15 protein-coding genes and 1 tRNA gene are annotated in these 19088 nt (G+C 55.7%); 15 read left to right on the plus strand and 1 reads right to left on the minus strand.

Annotated features, from left to right (window positions below; genetic code table 11):
• Positions 1 to 42 precede the first annotated feature (42 nt).
• The 3 genes from AC2FJF_RS08680 (at position 43) to AC2FJF_RS08690 (ending at position 2143) form a co-directional block, all read left to right on the plus strand.
• Positions 43 to 624 carry a TetR/AcrR family transcriptional regulator gene (locus tag AC2FJF_RS08680; RefSeq protein ID WP_496724696.1) on the plus strand — a complete coding sequence of 194 codons (582 nt, stop codon included), beginning with the start codon at positions 43 to 45 and terminating at the stop codon, positions 622 to 624.
• On the plus strand, positions 621 to 1778 hold the full coding sequence (locus AC2FJF_RS08685) for an acyl-CoA dehydrogenase family protein (RefSeq protein ID WP_496724698.1): 1158 nt from the start codon (positions 621 to 623) through the stop codon (positions 1776 to 1778). The genes AC2FJF_RS08680 and AC2FJF_RS08685 overlap by 4 nt, the downstream gene beginning before the upstream one ends.
• Before the next feature lie 167 nt (positions 1779 to 1945).
• Entirely contained in the window at positions 1946 to 2143 is a 198-nt protein-coding gene (locus tag AC2FJF_RS08690; protein WP_496724700.1) for a hypothetical protein, read from the plus strand.
• Between the two features lie 212 nt (positions 2144 to 2355).
• Here AC2FJF_RS08690 and AC2FJF_RS08695 read toward each other — a convergent pair.
• Positions 2356 to 2440, minus strand: a tRNA-Leu gene (locus AC2FJF_RS08695).
• A 787-nt stretch (positions 2441 to 3227) separates the two neighbouring features.
• Between AC2FJF_RS08695 and AC2FJF_RS08700 the strand changes: the two genes are divergently transcribed.
• The 12 genes from AC2FJF_RS08700 (at position 3228) to AC2FJF_RS08755 (ending at position 19018) form a co-directional block, all read left to right on the plus strand.
• Complete coding sequence (locus AC2FJF_RS08700) at positions 3228 to 3623, plus strand: hypothetical protein (RefSeq protein WP_174822482.1); 396 nt, start codon at positions 3228 to 3230, stop codon at positions 3621 to 3623.
• Between the two features lie 2 nt (positions 3624 to 3625).
• A complete protein-coding gene (locus tag AC2FJF_RS08705; protein ID WP_496724702.1) occupies positions 3626 to 5638 on the plus strand; it encodes a dynamin family protein in 2013 nt (670 codons plus the stop codon).
• Between the two features lie 8 nt (positions 5639 to 5646).
• Positions 5647 to 7371: a dynamin family protein gene (locus tag AC2FJF_RS08710; RefSeq protein ID WP_496724704.1), complete on the plus strand. Its 1725-nt coding sequence runs from the start codon at positions 5647 to 5649 to the stop codon at positions 7369 to 7371.
• Between the two features lie 32 nt (positions 7372 to 7403).
• Positions 7404 to 7805 carry a hypothetical protein gene (locus AC2FJF_RS08715; RefSeq protein ID WP_058276616.1) on the plus strand — a complete coding sequence of 134 codons (402 nt, stop codon included), beginning with the start codon at positions 7404 to 7406 and terminating at the stop codon, positions 7803 to 7805.
• A gap of 23 nt (positions 7806 to 7828) precedes the next feature.
• On the plus strand, positions 7829 to 8689 hold the full coding sequence (locus AC2FJF_RS08720; RefSeq protein WP_496724706.1) for a hypothetical protein: 861 nt from the start codon (positions 7829 to 7831) through the stop codon (positions 8687 to 8689).
• Positions 8690 to 8755: 66 nt separating this feature from the next.
• Positions 8756 to 10798, plus strand: a complete 2043-nt coding sequence (locus tag AC2FJF_RS08725) for a dynamin family protein (RefSeq protein WP_496724708.1) — start codon at positions 8756 to 8758, stop codon at positions 10796 to 10798.
• Entirely contained in the window at positions 10795 to 12081 is a 1287-nt protein-coding gene (locus AC2FJF_RS08730) for a dynamin family protein (RefSeq protein ID WP_496724710.1), read from the plus strand. The genes AC2FJF_RS08725 and AC2FJF_RS08730 overlap by 4 nt, the downstream gene beginning before the upstream one ends.
• Positions 12082 to 12419: 338 nt before the next feature.
• The gene (locus tag AC2FJF_RS08735) at positions 12420 to 14582 is read left to right on the plus strand and encodes a serine/threonine protein kinase (protein ID WP_496724712.1); all 2163 of its coding nucleotides are present in this window, start codon (positions 12420 to 12422) and stop codon (positions 14580 to 14582) included.
• A gap of 205 nt (positions 14583 to 14787) precedes the next feature.
• Positions 14788 to 15789 (plus strand): FHA domain-containing protein, encoded by a 1002-nt coding sequence (locus tag AC2FJF_RS08740; RefSeq protein WP_496724714.1) that lies wholly within the window; start codon positions 14788 to 14790, stop codon positions 15787 to 15789.
• Positions 15790 to 15792: 3 nt separating this feature from the next.
• Complete coding sequence (locus tag AC2FJF_RS08745) at positions 15793 to 16578, plus strand: PP2C family protein-serine/threonine phosphatase (protein WP_496724716.1); 786 nt, start codon at positions 15793 to 15795, stop codon at positions 16576 to 16578.
• Between the two features lie 22 nt (positions 16579 to 16600).
• Positions 16601 to 17863: a type 2 periplasmic-binding domain-containing protein gene (locus tag AC2FJF_RS08750; RefSeq protein WP_496724718.1), complete on the plus strand. Its 1263-nt coding sequence runs from the start codon at positions 16601 to 16603 to the stop codon at positions 17861 to 17863.
• Between the two features lie 45 nt (positions 17864 to 17908).
• The gene (locus AC2FJF_RS08755; RefSeq protein WP_496724719.1) at positions 17909 to 19018 is read left to right on the plus strand and encodes a peptidoglycan-binding protein LysM; all 1110 of its coding nucleotides are present in this window, start codon (positions 17909 to 17911) and stop codon (positions 19016 to 19018) included.
• Positions 19019 to 19088: the final 70 nt, after the last annotated feature.

The raw sequence follows: 19088 nt of genomic DNA on the forward strand, positions 1-19088 counted from the left end.
ATGCCAAAAAAACCCTCAGTCCAGGATCAAAGGTCCCGAGATATGCAGGCCAAAATCAGCAATGCGACGGTCACTTGTCTGGATCAGCTTGGGTATGCCGAGACCACTTTTGCCAAAGTACAAGCCAAGGCGGGTATCTCACGCGGGGCAATAACGCATCACTTCCCCACGAAGCAGGCATTGGTCGCAGCGACCGCGATGCGACTATTGGGCAATGCGCAAAACCCGCTCTGGCCACATGATCGCGCGCCTCAGCCCGTCTATGACCTGATTATGTCTGCCTGGGCCAATATCGTAAATTCCGCAGGTGGGCGCGCCATAGTCGAGATTCTGGTTGCTTGCCGAACCGATCCGGAACTGTTCGGCATGCTTGAACAGAGCCTGAGAGACTGGGACAAGTCGAACCTCAGCCTGATCTCCGCCCGGTATGTCAGCGCAACGGGTGACCGTAACGACACTGAATTGTTGTGGAGCATCGCCAGGAATTTCCTGCGTGGTTTGTTGTTGCATGAGAAATTCGTTTCATCGCCAGAATACCTTACGCAGATGATGGATCGCTTCGCCCGCATGATGGAAAGCCAGCTTCAGGTATTGCCCGAAAATGACGTTGAGGAGGTCAAATGACCCTGCCATCCCCTTTCATGACCCCTGAACGCGAAGCTTTCCGCGGAAATTTCCAGCGTTTTGTCGATGCCGAAATCAAACCTCATATTGAGCAATGGGAGGCGGATCGCAGCGTCCCGTGGGAGTTGCATGCCGCAATTGCTGAGTTCGGCGTATTTGGCTTTGGGATCGATGAGGAATACGGCGGTCTAGGTTTCGACAACGCCTTTATGCGCCATGATTATAGTGAAATCCTGTTCGGCTGTGGGGCATCCGGTATCGGAGCCGCCGTTGGGGGACGTACGATTTCAATCAGCCCAATTGCGAAATTTGCTTCCGAGGAGTTCAAACAGAAAGTGCTGCCCGAGATCATCTCGGGGCGCATGATGTCGGCCCTTGGGATCACCGAACCAGGCGCAGGGTCGGACGTTGCCAATATTCAAACAAGTGCCGAGCGCAAAGGCGGCCGATGGATTCTGAACGGGGAAAAGACCTATATCACCGGGGGTATGGATGCCGAATGGTTTGTGATCGGCGCCCGCACTGGCGGTCCGGGCCTGACCGGTATCTCATTGTTTTTGGTCCCTCATGACGCGCCCGGGTTCAGCCGCACGCCGTTGGGTGGCAAGATGGGTTGGCACAGTTCACAGCAAGCGACGCTGCATTTCGATGATTGCGAGCTGGATTCTACTGCTTTGTTGGGGCCTGAGAACAGGGGCTTTATCGCAATCATGAACAACTTTAACTTTGAACGGCTTGGCCTGACATCCGCTTCGTTGGGTATGATGAAACTATGCTACGATCGTGCCCTGGACTGGGCACGGGAACGCGAGACATTCGGCAGGCGACTGGTCGCACATCAGGTCATTGGCCACAAGTTTGCAGAAATGTCTGCCCGGATTGATATGAATGAGGCATATATCGAACGGATCTGCTGGGCAATTGAACAGGGCCTGATGCCAGTCGCCGAAATTGCAAAGGCCAAGGTTCAGGCCACGACGTCACTGCAATTTGTTGCTTCCGAAGCGATGCAGATCTTTGGCGGTGCCGCATACATGCTGGGTAATCCGGTCGAGCGGGTCTGGCGCGAAATCAAAATAATGGCAATTGGCGGCGGATCCGAAGAGATAATGCGCGACCTGGCCGTGCGCCAGATGGGATTGGCCGGGCAATAGTGGCGGCGTTGTGGGTCCGCAAGCGCGTGCTATGGACGTGAAGAGATCGCTGAAAGGCCGAAATTAACCAAATTCTTTGGTCAGCAATTGCCGAAAATGATCAATGCACAATTGCGCAATCATTTTTGACAACCTAAGTTGCGCCAAACTCATCACGCGAGGGAATTATGGATATTTGGTTCTATGTGGGGCTTGGCTTGTTGTTATGGGCTATCAGAGACTTGGTGTTTGGTTCGACCTACTTGTGGGAACGGGTAACTCGCGCTGAAAATCCGGGAACCTACTGGGTTTGCGTTTTGGTTTGGCTTGTCGTTGCACTGGCTATTTTAGCCACGTCCCCAACGACCTACTACCTGTTCTCCTGACTGCGCGTTCCGAAATGCAGGCCATGTAACCTGCATTTCCAAATCATAGAGGCCGGTGTTTTCACCATGGATGCAGTCACCTAATCGTTCGCTTGGCGAGCGGACCCGACTGTTCAAACATCAAAATCCAGTCGGCTGTCCAGTACAAAACTTTGGTGATTGCCTGAAAGCCCTCAAAGGCGGTCCGGACAGGAAAATTCTCTAAAATGATATGGTGCGGGTGGAGGGACTTGAACCCCCACGCCTTGCGGCGCCAGAACCTAAATCTGGTGCGTCTACCAATTTCGCCACACCCGCAACCCAGGCACTCGGTGCCGGAATGTCGGGGTGAATAGCAAAGCTTGCCACGGAGTGCGAGAGGGAAAATTGAGTTGTGCGCAAGATTATTGATGACATCGGCGCAATATGCTTCTGAACTGACCGTCGTGCAAATATGGTGTCTGCCGGACGCTGCCGCTAAACGGGATGCGGGATATCCTCATGTGATGCTGTTCGCGGCAGGAAAGTAGCCTGATTTTTGGCGTTCTACGAGTAGATAGAAAAGATTACTTGGGCAAGTTTGACTAATTTTATTGTTTTGTATTTAGCAACATTCAGGTCCTTTTGGTGAGAAGGAGAAAACTATCTTACGTTGAGTAAAATGCCCCTCATCTAAGGGCGGGCTATGATGAGAACCCAAAGACGAATGCATTATACATATATTTTACAGACGTCCTCTGGGTGGATTTGGTGTCAGGTTGATTTCAAAAAATAGAATAATTACTGTTTATATACAGTGATATAGACGCATTGCCAAAAATACCACACGTGCGCATCGTTGCAAGTTTTCTGCTCTTGAATGCTGCTAACGATAAATGGCGCTGTTCACATTGACGTCGAAAATACGCTCGTAGGTTGTGGTTGAAAAATACGATCAAACACAATTGCGCCACAATTCAAACGCCAAAAAATCTTATTCGCGTCAAAATAAGACCGCCTTGAAAGTCACTTATGAGCAGTAGGAGTTAATGAGTCTTTTTTGCCTTCGGGCGCTGTACGAGTTTTTTCGCTCAACTCCAGTACAAGGGTCTGAAACGTGACCAATATGATGAACTCCGCTGCTGCCGAGCAAGAAGCCGTTGGCCTTGCGCGTGAAAGTTTTCTTGGTGAACTCAAATCCCTGAACCGCGACCATCCAAACACCGGGTTTGGCGTTTCGTTGCGCACCCGCTCCGGGCGGCGATATTTGCTAGCCAACTCGCGTATGCCGCTGCCCGAAACCAAATCCGAGGGCTTTCCGACCGGGCGTCGTCTTGCCCGCCTTGAAAACAGCGAGCGATTTAGCTCGATCGAAGTTCTGGCGGATTGCCACACCTTCGAATCGATTTCGCCGGGGGCCGAAGCTGCGATCCTGGGCAATGCCCTGAATCTGATTGCCCGAATCGACACCATGACCAGCACGCCAACAGACACGTTGGCCGCGACAGGAACCGGAGGCTGAACATGGCGCGCAACGACCATCTTTTGTCAGTTGGCAATGAGGCACTGACGCCCATGACGTCAGCGATGAACTCGCTGACCGCACAGATTGATCAACTGACAGAGGTGGCGGATGCACGTTCGTCCGCACGTCTTGCCACGCTCAAGACGCGGATGGAGAATTTCTCGGCCAGCGTTACAATGGTCGGGCAGGTCAAGGCTGGTAAGTCCTCGATCGTGAACATCCTGGCCGGGCGCCCTGCCCTGCTTCCATCGGATGTAAACCCGTGGACATCGGTGGTGACCACGTTGAACATCAACACCCGCGCCGAAGGCGACAAACGCGCCAAGTTTACCTTCTTTGAACAAGAAGAATGGGACAACCTGATGGTCGGCGGCGGCCGCCTGGGTGAGCTGGCAAACCGCGCCGGAGCCGATGACGAGATGGATGACATTCGCCGCCAGATCGGCGAGATGAAGGCTAAATCCGAATCCAGATTGGGCCAGCATTTCGACCTGATTCTGGGGCAGAGCCATCAATATGATTACTTCGACGAAGAGCTGATCCAGCGCTATGTCTGTCTGGGTGACGAAGATGACCCGGACATCAACCCCAAGACCGGGCGGTTCGCCGATGTGACGAAGTCGGCAGAGCTGTATATGGATATTCCGCAATACCCGATTGCGCTCAAACTGTGCGACACGCCGGGTGTCAACGATACCTTTATGGTCCGCGAACAGATCACCCTGCGCAGCTTGCGCGGATCTGAGGTCTGCGTTGTTGTTCTGGCTGCCAGCCAGGCGCTGACGACAATGGACATGGCGCTGATGCGCATTATCGCGCAATTCGAAAACCGGCAGATCATCCTGTTTGTGAACCGAATTGACGAATTGGCTGATCCGGTCAATCAGGTGCCGGAAATCCGCGACCGCATTCAGGATACACTCAAACAGAACAATATCGACGCCAATACCAGTGTTGTCTTTGGCAGCGCCTTGTGGGCCGAGGCCGCGTTGACGGGCAACCCCGAGATTCTTTCCGATGAATCCCGCGAGGCGTTGAACACGTTCTATCTGGCCGCCGGTTTTGGCGATCAGGCACCCTCGCTCGACAAGATTTGGGCACTGTCCGGCTTGCCCGATTTGCTGTTGGCCATGAACGAACGCATCGCTGAAGGCGCAGGCACCCGTTTGCTGGATCGCGTCCGTCACCGCGCCCGCAATATCGCCAGTCAAATCCGCGCCACGGCCGTTGCCAAGACCCTTTCGGGCGGCGAAGGCCTTGTGCGTGATTTGGACGGGGTATCGCCAGAGGAAGCGATTGCCACACTCTCGGATCAATATGAAAAGAAAGCGGCCGAATTGACCGCATCCCTGCGTGCGAAGGTGTTGGAGCGACTGAATTCAGCGGAATCGAACTTTGTCAAACGTGCAACGGATTCGCTGATTGCCCACCTTGAGCTGAACGGCGAACAAGGCACATGGCAGTATGACCCAGCGGGGCTGCGCACCTTGCAAAAGGCCGCATATTTCAGCTTTGCGCGGTCGATGCGCAAAGAAGCAAGTGCGCTGTACAATACGGCGGCCGCAGATATTGAGACGCTTTATCAGAAGATACTGGGCAACCACTTGGGTGAGTTCAGTATCGAAGCGCCCATTGTTCCGCGTGTCCCACCCCCACTCGGAATTGGGCGAACAATCGCTTTGGACTTGCAAAGCACCTGGTGGCGTCGCTGGTGGCAGCGCCGCAAAGGGTTCGAAGCTTATGCAGCCGACTATACGCGCCTGATCGCGTCCGAGGCGAATTCGATCACCAAGGATATCGAAGAAAATCAGGTCGCAGCCGTATTGGAAAACGTACGTGCCGTCCTGTCGGATTTCATGCGCGAGCAGAAAGAGACGTTGCTTAGCATTTCGGCCTCGGCCGAGAATGACCCAAGCCGCAACGCAGCTCTGATGGCAGGACTGACACCACAGAAATCGCGTGACGATATTCTGGGCGACATCCTGAAAGATCTAAGCAACGAGGCAGCATAAGTAGCGATATGGCAAAAGACTCACAAACCCGTTTCGTCTCGCCCAAAGCATGGGAACGCATCGAGCAGTGGTCCCGCCGCAAGCCGGTCTTTGCCCTTATGGGAGAGTTCAGCGCCGGCAAATCGACGCTGATGAACTTTCTGCTTCGGTCGCACGCGCTGCCAACCCAGGTGACGGCCACACAGTTACCGCCGGTCTGGTTCAGCTGGGGTAAGCAATCAGCCTATGTGCAGCGCCATGATGGTACGCGCGAGAATATTGAACTGGATGCGTTGGAATCGGTCGGCGTAAACGACGCCCAATTCATTCGTATTTTTCTTGAATCCGATATCCTCGAAGCGGTTGATCTGATCGACACGCCGGGTATCTCGGACCCCAAGATTTCAACCGATGTTTGGCGTCGCGCCGTAGGTCAGGCCAATGGCGTGCTGTGGTGCACACATGCAACCCAAGCCTGGCGCGAGACCGAGCGGGCGACTTGGGTCGCCCTGCCCGAACGGTTGCAGCACAACTCGCTGCTGTTGGTAACACGTGCGGATACACTGGGTCCGAAAGACCGCCAAAAGGTGTTGCGCCGCGTCAACCGCGAGGCAGGGCATCTGTTCAACCGGTCGATTTTGTTCTCAGCTCGCGATGCGATCACCGCCCGCGACAAGAGCGGCGATGCCGAACTGTGGGGACGAAGCGGTGGCGGCAAGATGGTAGACAGCTTTCTTGAGATCACCGAGCAGATCATGGACAATCGCGCAGACATGCTGGCGCGGTACCAGATCGACAATAGCCTTGCTGATGGGCCACGTGTCCAACCGATCCCCCCACGCAAAACCACTGAAAGCGCCGAACAGCCCACTCCACTAAAGCTGGTCAATCCCGTTCAGGACGAAAATGCGCAGGACGAAGTGGTGACAAGCTTTCCTGTACGCCCTGCCCGCGTTGAAGCACGCTCAAACGATACGGAACGTGCCCCCCGGATTGATGCGGATGAGGCTGAACGGTTGCGCGCTGAGATGACCGCGATATCGGAAGAAACCAAACCTGAGACCGAAACCGATCAGGACGAGCTGCGTTCTTTCTTCCGGGAAACGCCCAGTCAGCCTCTGAATTTGGCCGATGTTGCCGAGATCCCTTCGGAAGAAAACGCGTTTCTTGAACTGGATGACGAGGATTTCGACGAAGAAGAGACCTTGGAACTGGAAGCCGAGAGTGAAGGCGAGGCAAATCAGCCTGACACCGGCTCCGATGGTCAGGATCACCTATTGGCGTCGATTGAGGATAAGCTGGCTGACGGAGCTGAAGATGCTGTATCCGAAAACACCGAAGCAGACGCGCAACGTGCTGACACATCTGTGTCGTCAATCGTTGCATTGCTCGCCGAGCAATCGGATGGTACGGCCGATGAGTTCGAACTGGAACCCGAAACCAGCGGCCTGATCGAAACACAGGTCGTGCCTATGTCAAACGGAACGTCCGAGGCCGAGCCTGAGTCTGAAACCCTTGAGAAATTGCTGAATGCGGACGCCGGATCAACACTCAGCGCATCGGCGATGTGGCGCGAGATCACCGCTGGTGAGGATCTTCCTGAAGACTCCGAACGCCTGAAAAAAGTTTTTGTGGCCTTCCTGGAAGAGTTCGACAAGATCGCCGCTGAACACGGCGCCCGCGACGCAAAAAAAGACGTTTCAACGCTTCCGAAAGCCGGGAACAAGGGCGGGGCTGAATGGCATGTTTTATAACGTGAAATCAAGGTAGAAGGACGGGAAGCCCGATGTCTATCGAAGCCGCACTGAAATCTGCGATGGAAACGATACCCGACTGCGTCGCAGCCGGGTATATCGACATGGAAACAGGGATGTTATTGGGGACCAGTGTCCGCGATCAAGAGGACGCCGAAGTGCTGGACAGTCTTGCGCTTGCAGTGGCGAACCTGTTTCAGGGCGGCGGCGTGGGCGCTTTTGAAGCATTGCTGCGGAAATCGGGTAACGCTGATACCGAAAATCCGGGATTTGGGGAAATCGCGGTGTTTTCAAAAGATCGGTTGAACATTTTCTTGCGGACGCAGGCCTATCCGGATCATGTGGTCTGCTACATCTGTCGCAACAGCGCGAATGTAGGGTTGGCACTGACAAAATCGCATCTCAGTCTGGGGCCCGTCGCGGCCGCAGTTTAGACGGGACCAGAGGGGGTCACGGCATGATGGATACAAACATACTCGATTTGCTCGAGGACATTGGGCGATCATCGGTTGCCCGACTGGAGCCAGCCGTCGCGCTTGCTGGAGACACTGCGCTTGAGCGCCGCGAAAAGGTATTGCAGTCCATCCGTGGCACTGTTTTGCCGCGCCGGTTGGAGTTTACGGCTGCCAATGGCGATAGTCTCGCGATTGAGGTCAACAGCTCTCGGGTTACTGATGTCTTTCGTGTCCGGTCCGGCGTTGCGCCTGATTTTGAAACCGAAGAGCGCGATACGCTGGCTGGACAATTGGCGCAACTGGTAACCGATATTGCCGCGGCGCCTGCACCGCTCAGCCTGATATCCCTACGGCCGGACGCCACGCTGGAAGCGGACGATGTCGGAATCACTTTTAGCGAAATCGCTAGTGCTTGCACGATGATCGAAATGCCCGCTGAACCCGTCATAGCGATCGTTCCGAACGCAGCCGAGCCCGCAAATGACGTGGAAGCAACAGACGATGCCAGCGATTTGGCCAACCAGTTCTATCTCGGTAGCCAGCGTTTGGCTGTTGGTCGCATCCGGGTCAAAGCTGAAGGCGGGGAAATGGTTCAGTCTGACGGCGATTGTAGTGAAGATCAGCCATTACATGCAGATGAAACTTTGCTGGCGCAGTTCGCGCGTGACCTGTCGGGCTGGGATGATGACGCGGCCGCCGCGCTGGATCATCCACAACTGATCGTCATGCGTCCGTCCGGTGGCAAGGGGTCTGGTTTGGCCGTCCTGAATGACGGCAAAGAATTTTCCATGGTCGTTCACGAGGCGCGCAAGCTAGGCGCCATTGTGAATCTGTGGACATCTCTGACGGAGCGTTCCGAATGAGCGCGCCCGTAATATTCAATTTTTCGACTAATTCAATCTGTGATTGCAAGTGCCCAGGGTAACAGTATGAGTGAAAATAACCGTCGTGAGTTAATAAGAATCGCCGAAGATATGAACGGGGTCAGCAATGACGAGACCCGCCAGTTCATTTCGCGTATTGTCGGCGACCTTTCAAATCTAAAACCGTCAATCGCATTTGTCGGGCAGATCAAGGCTGGCAAGTCTCGCCTGATCAATGGCTTTACCGGGCAGGCCGAATACCTGCCTTCGGATGTGAATCCGTGGACGACCGTGATTACCGATATGCATTTCGGTCACCCCTCGGGTCGGACCGAAGGGGCCGAATTTCATTTCTTCGATAACCGTCAGTGGCAGGCGCTGATCGCCGAAGGTGAAGAGCTGCGCAACATGTTCCCCGATGACGAGGACAGCTATAAACGCGAGATGATCGAAGAGCAGGTCGACGCGATGAAAACCCGCGCCCAACTGCGATTGGGCGACAGCTATGAGCAGTTGCTTGGTCAGCATCACGATCTGGAGCAGCTGAACTCGGACGATCTGGCCCGCTATGTTTGCGCCGGTGACGATCCAACCGACGGTGAAGAATACGACCCCGGTTCAGATCGGGGACTATACAGTGACATCACACGCAAAGCCGAGGTCTACTTTGACATTGGCCATTTTCCGTTCCCGCTGACGGTCACGGATACGCCCGGCGTCAACGACCCACTGCTGATCCGCGAAGAAATCTCGCGCCAGTATCTCAAAGAATCCGATTTCTTTGTTGTGGTTTTGTCAGCGCATCAGGCCCTTTCACGGGCAGATCTGAAACTGTTCCGCCTGATGCAGGCGCTGGAACTGGGACAAATCGTCGTGTTCATCAACCGAGTGGACGAGTTGGGCGGCGGGGCCGAGGATGCCGGAAAAGTCCGGACGGATGTATTGGAAGGCCTGGAAAAAGCCCTGGGCAACTCGGACATTGATGTTCTGATGGGCAGCGCCCAATGGGCCCATTATGCCTTGACCGGCGACGATACCGGCGTGAACCACGATCACGTTCTGGCTTGGCTGCGCGCCCACCCCGAGCAGATGAAACAATATCTGGACGGTGTAGAAGAGATCAAACAAGGTCCCGGCCCGATCAGCCGTGAGGGCGTGTTGCGCTTTGCCGCAATGATCGCCTCGGGTCTGCCCGATCTCCGCCGCCATGTTACCAACGCCTTGACGCATGGGCCCCGTGACGAACAGCTCAAGATGGCCTGGCAGCACCTTAACAGTTTTGCCCAAGGTGAGCTGGAACGGTCCAAGGCCCATCTGCGCGTAATTGACGACGAAAACTCCGCCGACATGACCGACGGCGACGAAAACGACAAAACATTGGCCGAGCTGCGTGCGCTGGTTTCGGAAAAAACCACACAGATCATTGACGATATGGATGATGTGTTGGCCAATCTTCGCGGCGTCATGGATGACACTGTGTCCGAGGCCGTTTCTGCTGTTGTCCGAGGGCCGAATGGCGATTCCCCTTTGTTGGCCAAGGGCGGTGACACCGAATTGAACTTTTCGCCGCTGCGGGACCGCATGCGCGAACTGGTTCAGGGTGCGACACAGGTGGTGCGGCAGCGAATGCTCAGCGAGCTTTATGCGGTCGACATGAACAGCAATGCCGCACTTCGCGCCCTGCCCGGCTGGCAAGACCCGACCGACAGTCGGATGAATACCAGTGCGGTTCGGTGGTTCCGTCCGGATACCACCGCACTGACGCGTGGCATTACCGTGGAACTGCGCGTCAGTTGGCTGTCCCGTCTGATTTCGCGTAAAAGTGTGGTCGCTCGGGCCGAACGGATGATCGTTCAGGAATTCGAAATGATCGGGGACGATCTGGTGGACACGGCGCGCGCCGATCTGCTTGAGCGTCTGAACACCGTTCTTGATCACTATCTGGCCTTGTTGGCCGGACATCTTGAACAACGCGCCGGAACCGGCCAAACCAATGTTCGTGCAGAAGCACAGGCAGCATTCGATCAGGCACAACGTGTTGCAGATGATCTGGATGCGGTATTTGGCGGCAATAGCGCCGACAAGAAATTAGCAGAGGCTGCGGAATGATTGAATTTCCCGGAACCGAACAGGAAGTACGCAAGCTTGAACGCTTCCTGACCGCCACCGAAAACCTGCCTTCAGAGGCGGGTCTGGACAAGATGCGCGAGCGCGCCTTGTTCCATGCCGAACGGCTTTCGAATGCGGTAAACATCGGTTTTGCCGGGGAATTCGGGGCCGGAAAATCCAGCCTCGCAAACATGCTAGCCGGGGCGGACATTCTGCCAACCGGCCCTCAACACTTGAAATTGCCATTGGTTATCGTGGCCTATGCGGATGCACCGGAAACCACCGTTGGCTGGTGGGACAAAGAGCCCAAAGTTTATTCCGGCATTGCGCTGGAAAAAGCCGCGGCAGATGACCCGGACTTTATCTCGATCGGGCTGAATACCCCTGCCCTGCAAGAGATCTCATTGTTCGATCTGCCGGGAACCGGCGCATTGGATGACACCTACAAGTCCACTTTGGACCTATTGTCCTATGTCGATTGTGCCATCTGGTGCACGAACGGAACCAATGCCTGGCGTGAGACTGAGCGCCACCTGTGGGCACAAGTTCCGCAAGAGTTGCGCTCGAATAGCTTGCTAGCCGTAACCCACGCGGATCTCCCCCCGGTTCGCGACGCGCTGGACCGTGTTCTGAACCGATTGGAAAAAGAAAAAGGTAAATTCTTCCGGTCTGTCGTGTCTATCGGCACACCAGTCGCGGTCAAAGCCATGGCGCAAGAACCCGAGCCCGATTTTGATCTGTGGGAGACCTGTGGCGGTCAAAATTTGGCCGAACAGGTCCTGCAAGTAGCATCCGAGCGGCGTTTGAAGGATTTGGAAGCTGCCCGAAATGACATCGAGCAAGAGTTTCTTCCGTATCTCTCCACCCTGAACGTCGCAGAAGCTGAACCAGCGCAGGTCGAAGCGCCCTCGATTCATGCAACGTTGGAATCCGCCCTTCCCCCACTTGAAAACCCAATCCTTGAAGACTGGCTGGCGGCAATTGCCAGCATCTATGACGACTTGCGCGAGACATCAGATATAGAACCGGCTTCATTCCTGAACAGTTGTCAGGAAATCGTCGAAGATTTTGCAGAGCGTCTGGAGCAAGGGGGCGAAATCGCCACTGAAGCCGACTGGATTCCTGGTGAGTTTGAAAAGGCCACTGATCTTCTTTTACTGCTGCAATTCGAAAGCGGTGACGCGCCGCTGAAGGACGCAATCAGCATCCTCGCCCAACTCAGCGACAACCTCGCCTGGGCCGGCAGCCGCGTCGATTCCGTTCAGGCAAAAACCGGAACCTGACGCCTACCCGTTTTAATTGAGCCGCAATGCAGCGATTCGAAGCCCTCAGAATCGCGCGTTTATTGTTTCGGGTTTAGTGACCAATCCGCAAAAAACAGGCACTCAGTCCGCAAGTTTTACCGGTAAAAAGTCAACATTTAGGGTTATGCGCTCGCAAAGCCACCATATGTGGATTTTCTTTGCTCTGAGTTCTTAGTGAAGCCATCAGGCGGCCCCAATAAAGTCAAATTTGAAACGTCTAACGTACTTGAGTGTCCTGCGGTTGTGTTTGGTTGTGAGTTCGCGGGCTGAAAGCCCAGTTAAGTAAGCCGCAAAACGATTAGAACGGGCGGAAAGAAATGAGCCACAACCAGGCCGTCGGCGCGACGCACGACGAACCGAAAATTGAAGGTCTTCAACCAGGCGCCAAGCTGTTGCGCGGGCAGTATGAAATACTGCGCTTTATCAGCAATGGCGGGTTTGGGATCACCTATCTAGCGCGTGACAGCCTGGAACGTGAAGTGGTGATCAAAGAGTGCTATCCCGGTGCCCTTTGCCGTCGCAATGGCGACTTGGTTAAACCGGTTGAACCGGGCTACAAAGACGATCTGCGCGCGATCATCGACCTGTTTATCCTCGAAGCGCGCAATCACGCCCGTCTGGTGCACCCCAACATTGTGGATGTACATCAGGTCTTCGAAGACAACGAGACAGCCTATATCGCGATGAACTACGTCCGCGGCTGCGATCTACTGGATTATGTCGAGAACCCCGAAAACAAGGCTGGCCCCGATTTTATCGTTCAGGTCACTGAAAAGATGCTGTCGGCGGTGTCTTTCATCCACCAAAGTGGCATGCTGCATCGGGATATTTCGCCCGACAACATCCTAATAGACGAAAACGGCGATCCGGTTCTGATCGACTTTGGTGCCGCGCGTGAGCAGGCGGCGCACCAGTCCGCCGCGTTGATGACACTGCGGGTCATAAAGGATGGGTATTCACCGCACGAATTTTACGTGCGCGGCGCAGAGCAAGGGCCGAGCAGTGACCTTTATGTTCTTGCGGCGACGCTATATCACGCAATCAGTGGCGAACGTCCGATCGACGGCCAAACCCGCCTGAACGCCTTCAACAACAGCCAGCAGGACCCCTACACTCCACTCGCCGGGCGCTTCGAAGGCTATCCCGACGGGTTCCTTGAAGCCATCGACAAGGCGATGGAAGTTCACTCAACGGACCGCCTGCAGACGGCACTCGATTGGTTACGCATGTTCCGCGGCCCCAGCGTGATGTTCGACAGCTTTGACTATCGGCCGGTGTCTGTGATCGTGGCGATGGACCAGAAAGACGAAGAAGAAGAAAAGGCCAGGATCAAGGCTGAAAGCGAAAACGCCGAAGCCGTTGTCACCGCATTGCTTGCCGGAAACACTGACATTGCACTGGGCAATGAGGACAAGAACGACGACGGGCTCGCCACGTTCACATTGAAGGATGAATCTCCCGTCGCGGTGGATACCGTTGTCAAAAGCGGATCCAGTGGTGCAGGCAAAATTGTTGCGGGCGTGGCCGTGGTCGCCGCTTTGGCGGCAGGCGGGTTCTTCCTGATGTCCGGAGAGGAAACTCCGGTCGAGGACACCGCATCGACGCAAGCCCCTGTCGTGACGAAAACGGTGGAAGAAACCGCCGCAGTCGAAACATCTGAGCAGGAACCGGTCGAGCAAGTGACCGCAGCCGAAGTGGAGCCGACACCAGAACCAACTGAGCCCACGCAGGCCGAAGTCGCATCCACTCCAGAGCCTGTCGAGCAGGCGCAAGAAGACCCGGTTGCCACGGAGCAGGAAGAAGCTGCGGCGACAGAAACGGCTGAAGCCGCGACCGTCGAGCCGACGCCGCTTGTTCCGGCGGAACCGGTGAACCTGGCAGAACAGCAGATCGCATTCTCTCACTGGGACGTAGACATCCCGTTTCAGACATCACGCCGCCGGGCTTCGACAGGCAATGTGATTGCGATAACCGGTGTTGACCAAGATATGGACGCGTCAGTTGTGGGTGAGTGGGTCAAGCGCGGCGCCACGATCTTTACTCTGAATGGCACACCGGTGCAGGCGGATACGACTTTTGCCGCTCAGGTGTTGAACGATCTGAAGGTAGATCCAGACGGCTACATCCGCGTTTCTGCCCGGTATCGCACGTTGGGTGAAACCCGCCCTCAGAACGGATTGTTGGCACTGCCCGCGATGCGCGTGCTCGGCCTGGAAAATGGCTACGTTTTTACAATTCAGAACAAAGACGGTGCGGGATGGAAAACAGTCCTGAGCTCGGTTCCGCCCGAGGCGATAGGCAGCTTGCAGGAAGGGGATGTCCTGGTCGCAGAGACAAATTCGGGAACTGGCATTGATGGCTCGGACAGCCTTGATGTTTTGTTGACCAAACTTGTTTCCGAAAACCAGCCGCAGGCCCGTTTTAGCGTTTTGCGCAGTGGGGTCGAAACGAATGCTGACATGCCCTTAGCGCAGGAGTGATCTGACCGGTTCGTGTGTGATCTGCCAGTAAGTGTTTGCTGAGGGTTGTGTCAAATTCGGCACCCCTGACGGGAACCGGCCCGTCGCGGAAGTAGAAAGTGACTTGTTATCGCAACTATCCATGCCGTTGTGCAACCGCGCACAGAGGTAAGAAGCAGCCCCATGGGACCGTTGTCCTGTGCCAAGAAATAAAGGTGTCGACACCATGTTCAAATACAAAAGCCCTCTTAGCCGGCTTCTCGAAGGTGCCGGCAAACCGAAAGAGAACGAAGCCGAGGAAGCTGTAACGCCAGAGGCGGAAAAGACCGAACCAATCGCCGATTTCAATGCCCTGCGCGAAGCGCTGGCAGGTGGCAATATGACCTCGGATAGCTACGAAGAAACCGATGAGTTGGTACCCGAAGAGAAAATGCCAGATTTCTTTGAGGAAGGCGCGCTGGACACAACTGAGGCTGAGGATGAAATCGTCGTCGCTGAAGTTATCGCAGAAGTTCAGGACGTGGCGGACGAGGCACCCGCGCCCGAAGCAGAGACCGTGTTGACGCTGCACTCGGCAGTTGAGGAAGAGGTCGAAGCGGTCACTGAAGAGGTTGTCGAGCACGAAGTAGTTCAAGTCGAGGACCCCGAGCCGGAACAGATTATCGAGGTCGTTGCTGACGAACCCGCCGCTGAACCAGTGGCAGAAACACCAGTCGCCGAAGAACCACTGGTTGAGGTTGCACCGGTTCCGCAACCCGCGGCTGCCGAAGATCGTCGTGGTCGCGTCAAGACAACCTTCCTGGGTTTCGAACGCGCCGATACACATGTGCAGGACCTCATTGAAACAGCAGAACCTGCAGCCAAAACCGACAATGCCGAACAGTCTTTCCCGGTTGGTTGGCTGGTCATCACTGGCGGTCCGGGTCGGGGTGCAAGCGTAACGCTGACCGAGGGCTTGATGCAGATTGGACGCAATGACGATCAGGCCATTCAGCTGGACTTTGGAGACACTGGTATTTCCCGCAGCAACCATGCGGTGATTGCCTATGATCCCGAGGACCGCAAATGTTACTTGGGACACGGTGGCAAGGCCAACTTGGTGCGCCTGAACGGCAAGCCGGTCCTCAGCACCGTCCCACTGTCCAGCGGGGACCTGATCCGCATCAGTGAAACCTCAATCCGCTTTGCCGCCTTCTGTGACGATGGCTTTGACTGGCGGGATTCCTGATAGATGCTGGCGACACCGGCATATGATATTGCGCTGATCCTGGACAAGGGCCAGCGTGACACGCAGGAGGACGCGGTTGCCTCGCGCATGTTCGATGCGGCGAATGCAAGCTATGTCATCGTCGCTGACGGCATGGGCGGGCATGCGGCGGGAGAAGTCGCCTCTGACCTTGTGATCCAGGCCTGGCGTGACGCGTTAGATGCCGAGCTTGAAGGTGCAACAACACCCGAGTCCGCATTGATCGACGCGTTGCCCCTGGCGGCGATGCAGGCCAATGCCTCCATCGCCGGCTATTCCGAGGGACAAGGGGCTGGATTCAACATGGGCTCGACCATGTTGGGCACTTTGTTGCTGGGCCAACGGCTGTTCTGGATTTCGATCGGCGACAGTCCACTATACTTGTTCCGGGACGGAGAGCTGTCGCAGATCAACGAAGATCACTCGATGGCACCCATGATTGATGCGCAAATGGCCGAAGGCACTTTGACCGAAGCCGAAGCGCTGGCGCATCCTGACCGCAACCAACTGACTTCGGTCATCATGGGTGCTGCAATTCCAAAGGTCGATTGCCCGGAAACCCCGTTGGACCTGACACCTTCGGATGTTTTGGTTCTGGGAAGCGACGGCCTGCAATATCTCAGCAACGCAGAAATTCAGGCCATTCTTCAATCCAATGCCAGCGGGCTTGCACAAGACATCGCCGGGGCGCTGCAGGCCGCGCTGAACGCTAAGGGCGACCCGGATCAGGACAACATTTCAATCGGTGTTGTCAAACTTACAAAAAACTAAACAAGGCAAAGCAACAGGACCCATGAGAAACCATCTGATCATATCAAGCCTGGCACTTGCTGCCGCAGCGGGCACAGCCTCGGCGCAACAGGCGTGCTCAACCTACGAAATCCAACGCGGCGACAGCCTGCGTGAGCTTACGATCGAAGTGTATTCGACCGAAGACTTTCGTATCATTTACGATGCAAACCGGGACGTGATCGGCAACAACCCGAATATCATCCGGGTGGGTGACGTTCTGACCATGCCTTGTCTGGAAGAGATCGGTCGTGCCCCGGCCGCTCCGCAGACCGAAGCCGAGGCAATGGCCGCGGAAATGGCAGCCGAGCTGGTCAAGGCCGCCGAGGATCGCGCGGCGAAAGCCATCGCCGAGGCGGAAGCCCGCGTTGCCGATGCCGAAGCAGAAGCCAAAAAGGCAAGCGAAGATGCAGTGATTGCCGCAAAAGCGGCAGCCAAGGACGAGATCGAAGCCGCCCGAGCAGAAGCCGCAGCGCTGATCCGTAATGCAGATGCCGGCGAACGCCCGGAAATCCGTGACCGTCAGTTGTTGCTTATCACTGGCGGTGACTATGCGCCGTTCACCGACGAGGCGCTGCCCAATCGCGGGCTCTACACCTACCTTGTCGAAACAGCGATGCTGCGTGCCGCGCCCGAACAGTCCTATAAAATCCAGTTCGTCAACGATTGGTCATCGCATCTGGACCTTCTGATGCCGACACTCGCGTTCGATGCCACCTTCCCCTGGTCGCGTCCAAACTGCGAAGAGGCCGGGGCGCTTTCTGAAAAAGATCGTGCGCGGTGTGATACATACAACTTCTCTAACCCGTTCTACGAAGTTGTGGACACGTTCTTTGCCCGCGACGGCTCGGGCTATGAGCAAACCCTGACCTATGCCGACTTCGCCGGGACAACCATCTGTCGCCCGGAAGGCTGGTCTCTGTCGCACATGGATACGGTTGGATTGTACGAACCGGCAATCTCGCTTTTGCGTCCGGTTTCACCCGATGACTGCTTTCACGCGCTTATGAACGGGACGGCCGATATCGTTGCGATCGAAGCCCACCTGGCTGTCGAGGCAATCGGACGTCTGGGCTATGAACACCGTATCATCGAGAACCCCAATCTGGCGGCTATCAAGTCGCTTAACGTCATGACCCACAAAGACAATCCGGATGGGGAAGCGATCCTTGAGACGCTCAATCAGGGTCTGGCGATCATGCAGCAATCCGGAGAGTGGCGAGACATCGTGGCAGCCGCTCTGCGTCATCAAATGGAAAACGGTTAAGGCCCCTTTTGGCCTAACTATAAGAAAAGTCTAGAGGAAGTGGAAATGTTTGAATTCAACCTTAAGAAAGTTGTAATGTCGGCCACCGCCGTCACCGCTCTGAGCGCCGGCGCCGCGGCTGCGCAGGAAGCTTGTACCAACTATACCGTTGCCGATGGCGACACGATGGCAACTATCGCGATCGCAGCTTACGGCACATCGAACTATCAGCCGATCTTCAACGCGAACCGTAACGTCATCACCAACCCGAACGCGCTTGCGCCGGGCCTGGTTCTGGCCCTGCCCTGCGAAGACGGTAGCCTGCCGAACGGTCAGACCGCCCAGGAAATCATCGCGGCGGAAGAGCAGCGGGCTGCGAGCGTGCAACGCTCCAGCGTTTATCAGCCGCCGATCAAGCTGGTCACCGGCAACGGTTGGGCACCTTTCGCTGATGAATCACTGAATGGTGGTGGCGCGATCACTCGTCTGGGCACAACCGCGCTGCAGCGTGGCGGCAACGCACGCGACTACTCGGTCAGCTTCGTGGATGACTGGAATTCGCACTTGGAAACACTGCTGCCGCTGGGGGCGTTCGACGTCTCGATGGCCTGGAACATGCCGGACTGCACCAACCGCACATACGAATGGTCCTGGGAAACCGAAGTGCGTTGCACTCAGTTCGACTCGTCGGTTCCGGTTTATGATATTGTCGTTGGCTTCTACACGCTGCCGGAAAGCCAGTACGCAAGCGCCACTACTTTCGATGAGCTTCAGGGTTCCACAATCTGCCGTATGGACGGCTGGTTCATCCATGACATGGAGCAGGAAGGCCTGCACAACGGCGATACCATGACGCTGATGCAGCCGATCACGGCGCGCGAATGCCTTGACGCCGTTCTGACCGGCACCGCAGATGTCGCTACTTTCGAAGTTCAATTGTTCTCGGACACCATGGTAGAAATGGGTCTGAACCAGAACGACCTGATCGAGAACCCCTTCGTCACCTCGCTGTCGTCGCTGCGCTTCATCAGCCACCGCAGCAATCCGTTTGGCAAGCAGTATTTGGCGATGCTGAACAAAGGTCTGAACGAGATGCGTGAATCCGGTGAATGGTACGCCGTTGTCTCGGACACGTTGCGTGAACACAACGAAAAACTGATGGCAGCTTCCAACTGATAATTCGGAAATCCGAACGCCTTGGGCCGGTCTTCTGACCGGCCCTTTTTCATTTTTTATCGGAATTTAT

Source organism: Ruegeria sp. CDSB013 (assembly GCF_059611165.1).

Coding starts and splice junctions, on each gene's coding strand:
- AC2FJF_RS08745 (WP_496724716.1), top strand. CDS start 15,793: ATGCTGGCGACACCGGCATATGATATTGCGCTGATCCTGGACAAGGGC.
- AC2FJF_RS08735 (WP_496724712.1), top strand. CDS start 12,420: ATGAGCCACAACCAGGCCGTCGGCGCGACGCACGACGAACCGAAAATT.
- AC2FJF_RS08730 (WP_496724710.1), top strand. CDS start 10,795: ATGATTGAATTTCCCGGAACCGAACAGGAAGTACGCAAGCTTGAACGC.
- AC2FJF_RS08685 (WP_496724698.1), top strand. CDS start 621: ATGACCCTGCCATCCCCTTTCATGACCCCTGAACGCGAAGCTTTCCGC.
- AC2FJF_RS08705 (WP_496724702.1), top strand. CDS start 3,626: ATGGCGCGCAACGACCATCTTTTGTCAGTTGGCAATGAGGCACTGACG.
- AC2FJF_RS08755 (WP_496724719.1), top strand. CDS start 17,909: ATGTTTGAATTCAACCTTAAGAAAGTTGTAATGTCGGCCACCGCCGTC.
- AC2FJF_RS08680 (WP_496724696.1), top strand. CDS start 43: ATGCAGGCCAAAATCAGCAATGCGACGGTCACTTGTCTGGATCAGCTT.
- AC2FJF_RS08700 (WP_174822482.1), top strand. CDS start 3,228: ATGATGAACTCCGCTGCTGCCGAGCAAGAAGCCGTTGGCCTTGCGCGT.
- AC2FJF_RS08710 (WP_496724704.1), top strand. CDS start 5,647: ATGGCAAAAGACTCACAAACCCGTTTCGTCTCGCCCAAAGCATGGGAA.
- AC2FJF_RS08750 (WP_496724718.1), top strand. CDS start 16,601: ATGAGAAACCATCTGATCATATCAAGCCTGGCACTTGCTGCCGCAGCG.
- AC2FJF_RS08725 (WP_496724708.1), top strand. CDS start 8,756: ATGAGTGAAAATAACCGTCGTGAGTTAATAAGAATCGCCGAAGATATG.
- AC2FJF_RS08715 (WP_058276616.1), top strand. CDS start 7,404: ATGTCTATCGAAGCCGCACTGAAATCTGCGATGGAAACGATACCCGAC.
- AC2FJF_RS08690 (WP_496724700.1), top strand. CDS start 1,946: ATGGATATTTGGTTCTATGTGGGGCTTGGCTTGTTGTTATGGGCTATC.
- AC2FJF_RS08740 (WP_496724714.1), top strand. CDS start 14,788: ATGTTCAAATACAAAAGCCCTCTTAGCCGGCTTCTCGAAGGTGCCGGC.
- AC2FJF_RS08720 (WP_496724706.1), top strand. CDS start 7,829: ATGATGGATACAAACATACTCGATTTGCTCGAGGACATTGGGCGATCA.